The organism is bacterium (assembly GCA_040755795.1).
Taxonomy (GTDB): domain Bacteria; phylum UBA9089; class CG2-30-40-21; order CG2-30-40-21; family SBAY01; genus JBFLXS01.
This window is the reverse complement of record JBFLXS010000303.1, coordinates 1-5,047: the sequence shown is the minus strand read 5'-3', so window position 1 is coordinate 5,047 and position 5,047 is coordinate 1. Positions and strand designations below refer to the sequence as shown.

Annotated in this window: 2 protein-coding genes; one reads left to right on the top strand and one right to left on the bottom strand. The window is 35.8% G+C overall.

Annotated features, from left to right (window positions below; genetic code table 11):
- The first annotated feature begins 1,181 nt into the window (after positions 1–1,181).
- Positions 1,182–2,123 carry a hypothetical protein gene (locus tag AB1414_15360; protein MEW6608797.1) on the top strand — a complete coding sequence of 314 codons (942 nt, stop codon included), beginning with the start codon at positions 1,182–1,184 and terminating at the stop codon, positions 2,121–2,123.
- A gap of 168 nt (positions 2,124–2,291) precedes the next feature.
- On the opposite strand, the gene mutS is transcribed toward AB1414_15360, so the two are convergent.
- Entirely contained in the window at positions 2,292–4,871 is a 2,580-nt protein-coding gene (mutS, locus tag AB1414_15355; GenBank protein ID MEW6608796.1) for a DNA mismatch repair protein MutS, read from the bottom strand.
- Between the last annotated feature and the right edge of the window lie 176 nt (positions 4,872–5,047).

Below are 5,047 nucleotides of genomic sequence, written 5' to 3'. Positions count from 1 at the left end.
TATAACACCTCCTCCTCTTGATGTCAACTAAGCAGATTACCTCTTTTTTGTCACTTTGGCATGTTTTATCACCCAAAACTCTCCCCAACCCACACCATAACTAAAAACCATTTGCAACACTCTCTTTGGGATAAGTGCGGATTTTAGATTGCGTGCTAAAACTTTAGACAACCCCCTAACCCCCTTTATTAAGCTAATCTTCACCCATATCTTTTACTGGACGGATTGTAAGCATCCATGCAGAAATTCCAAATTACAAATACCAAATCCCAAATAAATTCCAAATTCCAAGTTCCAAAGTTCGTATGACGCAGATTCTTTTGATTTTTTACAACCAATCTTTATTCACATATTGTTTGGAATTTTGAATTTTAGTCATTGGAATTTATTTGTATTTTGGAATTTGTAATTTTGTAATTCACTATTTGTCCAGTAAAACTTATGGGACATACTAAATTTATTAAGGAGGAATAACCTTTTTTGGCCTTTTCTGGTAATAAAAGATTAAATTACCAATTTCCCCATTTCACTGCCCCATTAAAAAAAATCAAAAAAAACTCTTGACAAATTGTAAATTTTGTGGTATTATTATAAATAAAGTAAAAAATAAATCTTGTTGAAAATTCAATTTTATCCGAAGGGATGAATTTTTTATATATATTTCAATTCAAGACAAGGGAAGTAAAATATGCCCTCCTTTTTAAAACCTATCTTATTTTGAAAAAGAATATTTCATTAGTATCCTGATAAGGAAAAAATATTCTAATATCAGGATACGAAGTGTGAATACATAAATTTAATAATGTAGCCATTCATTAAAAAATAAATCTTTAAGAGAATAAATCGATAAAATTATATAGTGGTTATGATTTGAGTTGAAGAATCTTTCTCATAAAAGAAGATCTTTTGCTGTGCTCAAGAATTACCTTCTGAACAAGGCGTAAATGTAGAGAAGGTCGATCTCTCATTAAACAAGAGAGGAAAATCTACATCAACATCTTTTAATAGTATCGAAGGTCGATGTGTCTTATCTAACAAATCTGATAAGATAGGAAAAGATACTTCTAAATATCTTAAAATAGTAGCAAAGGTCGATCTATTTCGGATAATATCAGGAATAGGAAAAGTTACTTTTTAAGATAGCAAAATCTATAAATTTAAAAATGAAGGAAGGAAGAATAATGAAACTATTAAAACAGATAATAATAATGAGTTTATCTATAAGTACTATGTTGGCAGTCAATGTAGTAAACTTAGAGGCAAATTCAGGAAAAACAACAGTATCGCAAGAAGCTAAAGCTGACCACCCATATCCACCCATACCACCAGACTGCGTGGACATAGCGTATGATGATAATGTAGATCATAGTTGGGGATATAATTTAGAAAAAAATTATCATGGAAATAATTGGCAAGACCTACGGGTAAGATTTGAACCACCTCCAGCGGCAGAAGGAGGACTTGTGAGAGAGATTAGAGCGTGTTTCTTTGTTGGAAATGTGATGACTTTCCATATAAATCTGGTAGATGTTAATACAGGAGTTATGGTATCCTCGGCTCCTTTCAAGGTTGGTCCAAAGGACGGATGGGAAATAATGGATGTAAGTGGATTAGGATTTGTTGCAGATGGTGAGTTTTATGCAGAGTTAGTAGCTGAATCTGGATATAGGGCAATATGGGCAGATGAATCTTCACCGATTGACAATAGATCACAAAGAAGAGGTAGCTATAGTGGTCCTAACTGGCAGGATGTAAATATAGACCATTTTATCAGGGCAGTGGTTCAAAAAGGAGGACCACCACCAGGTCCAAAGGTTGAGGTGCTCTTAAATGGGCAAGAGTTCACAGCCAGTCAAACACTCACTTTTGATGTGCATGTGATTAATGGTCCTAACCCAGTTCTTGCGGATGCAATTGTTTGGGTTTCACTACCAGATGGAACGATAATTCGGTTACTTGATATGAAAGGCGTTCCTCTTTCTCCGAATATGAATGTGATAGTTCCTATACTTAATCACCACATTACTACTGAGCCTTTAGGGTTATATGATGCAGGTGCGCTACTTATCTACCATCCAGGTGGAATAGTGTCTGATGTAAAACTTTTTCAGATAGTTCCCTAAATTAGAGAGGGTCAAGTTCCTCTTTTAAAAGAGAGGAACTTGACCCCTTTATCCCCGGGAAATAAATGATTTTAAGGTATGATAAGATTAAAAAGGTGTAAAATTGGGTATTATCTTTACTTATCTTTTCATCCTTTCCCTTACTTGCATTATCTGAAGGGTTAGAGTTTATTCAATCATCCTTTTGAGTTCATTCAATTTATTCATCGCTTCAAGGGGAGTTAACCTGTCTAAATCAATCTCCTTCAATTCCTCAACCACCCTATGGGATTGAGGCTCAAAAAGGGTTAATTGCACAGGTTGGGGTTTAATTGATGATACCGCTGTTTCTTCACCAATATTACTCATCTCAAGACTACTCAATATCGCGGTGGCCCTTTTTATGACTTCTGGAGGTAAGCCTGCCAGTTGGGCAACATGGATACCATAACTTCTGTCTGTTCCGCCTTTAATTATCTTTCGTAAAAATATTATTTTGTCATTCCATTCTTTAACCGCGATATTGTAATTTTTTATCCTTTCCAACGAAAATTCTAACTCAGTCAATTCATGGTAATGGGTAGCAAATAGTGTTCGTGCCTGGAGGTGAGGGTTATTATGAAGATACTCAGCCACTGCCCAGGCAATACTGACGCCATCAAAGGTGCTTGTTCCTCGACCTACCTCGTCTAAAATAAGCAAACTTTTATGGGTAGCATTATTCAAGATATTGGCAGTTTCAATCATCTCCACCATAAATGTGCTTTGCCCTTTAACCAATTCATCCGAGGCGCCAACTCGAGTAAAGATACGGTCAACAATACCAATTGTCGCCGAAGAGGCAGGAATAAAACTACCCATTTGTGCCATTAAAACAATCAATGCTACCTGACGAATATAGGTTGATTTTCCAGCCATATTTGGTCCGGTAATAATTAAAATTTGCTCTGTATTGGCGTCAATAAAGGTATCATTTGGCACAAACCGTTCACCGACCAATACCTTTTCTACAACTGGATGTCTGCCATCTTTAATTGAAATGATATTTTCATTATTAACCTCTGGCTGGATATAATCATTCTCAACGGCTGCCTGCGAAAGGGATAAAATAACATCTAACAAGGCAATTGTCTTAGCTACCTTTTGAATCCGTTTTACCTCAGTGATTATCTGTGTCCGAACCTTTAAAAATATTTCATACTCAATTTCGACAATTTTATCTTGAGCATTCAGGATTTTCACCTCCCAATCCTTTAATTGTGGAGTAATGAACCTTTCGGCATTAGTTAGAGTCTGTTTGCGAATATAATCTTGAGGCACAAGATGTAAATTAGGTTTAGTTACCTCAATGTAATAGCCAAAAACCTTATTATACCCTACCTTCAAGGAATTAATCTTCGTGCGTTTAATCTCTTCTTGTTGAAGTCTAACCAGCCAGTTTTTTGCATCTTTACTGATATTTCGTAACTCATCCAATTCTTGAAAATACCCTTCTTTGATTAAACCACCATCTCGTAAAGAAAGTGGTGGTGAGTCAACTATCACCCTTTCAATTAATTCGGTTACATCACTTAAATCCTCTAAATTTTCTTCTATCTCCTTTATAATTCTGGAATTAAGTGGTTTTAATATATCTTTTATCTTCGGGGTTATTTTCAGTGATTCTTTTAAAGCGACCAGGTCGCGGGCATTGGCTAAATTGGTATCTAATCTGCTAATGAGTCGTTCGATGTCGTGGATATTTTTCAGGAGAGAAAATAATTCATCTCGAAAGGTAGGGGAGGCGACAAATTCACCAATACCCTGCTGGCGATATCTTATTTTTTCTACACTTATCAAGGGTTGCTGTATCCATTCTCGAAGTAATCTGCCGCCCATGGCGGTAATGGTCTTATCTAAAACCCAGATAAGCGAACCTGTTTTTTCGCCACTACGGATGGTTCTGGTTAATTCTAAATTTCTTAATGTAGCGGCATCTAATATCATAAAATCAGAGGTAGTGTAAGGTATAAGTTTATTGACATAGGTTAGTCCAGAGCGTTGAGTTTCCTTAAGATAATGAATAATAGCACCAGAAACCCCAATTCCTATAAGAAGGTTTTCACAACCAAATCCATCAAGGGATGAGGTGCCAAAAAGCTCACATAAGGTATTAAATCCGGTTGAATGACTAAATATCCAATCATCCTGAAAGGTAATAGTAGTGGCTAATTGGGTTACCAATTCATCCTCCTGTAATGAAAGTGGAATAAGGCATTCTTGAGGGTTAATTCGGGTTAATTCAATGAATAATTCTGTTGGGTTGGATAACTCTGTTACTTTGAATTCGCCAGTAGAAGGGTCGATAAACGAAAAACCAATTTTATTATTATTTTTATTGATAGCGGCTAAATAGTTATGAACCTTATCTTCAAGTAATGATGGATTAAGCACTGTTCCTGGAGTAATAGTTCGGATTATTTCCCGTTTAACTATGCCTTTAGCTAATTTAGGGTCTTCTACCTGTTCACAGATAGCTACTTTTTTGCCTGCCTTTATTAGCCTTGAAATATAGCCATCGGCAGAATGATAAGGCACACCGGCTAAAGGGACTTTATCACCTTTTACCGTCCCTCTTGATGTTAGTGTAATCCCCAATATTTTAGAGGCAATCTTTGCATCGTCAAAAAACATCTCATAAAAATCACCCAGTCGAAAGAATAAAATAGTATCCTTCATTTGCTGTTTAATTTGCAAATATTGCCGCATCATAGGAGTTATCTGGTCCATATTGTTCTCCTGAAAATAGGAAGTAGAGAGTAGAGAGTAGAGAGAAAATCTGTAACCGTTCACCGCAGAGATGATATGATAAAGTGTCAAGTTTGACCTGCGAAAGATTTTATGGTATACTATACAAAAAGTATTAACTAACTAAAATAAGGAGGACAAACTTATGACACAAACAA

Bases quoted from the DNA above. Each gene is read 5' to 3' on its own strand.
- mutS (MEW6608796.1), bottom strand. From the start codon at position 4,871: ATGGACCAGATAACTCCTATGATGCGGCAATATTTGCAAATTAAACAG.
- AB1414_15360 (MEW6608797.1), top strand. From the start codon at position 1,182: ATGAAACTATTAAAACAGATAATAATAATGAGTTTATCTATAAGTACT.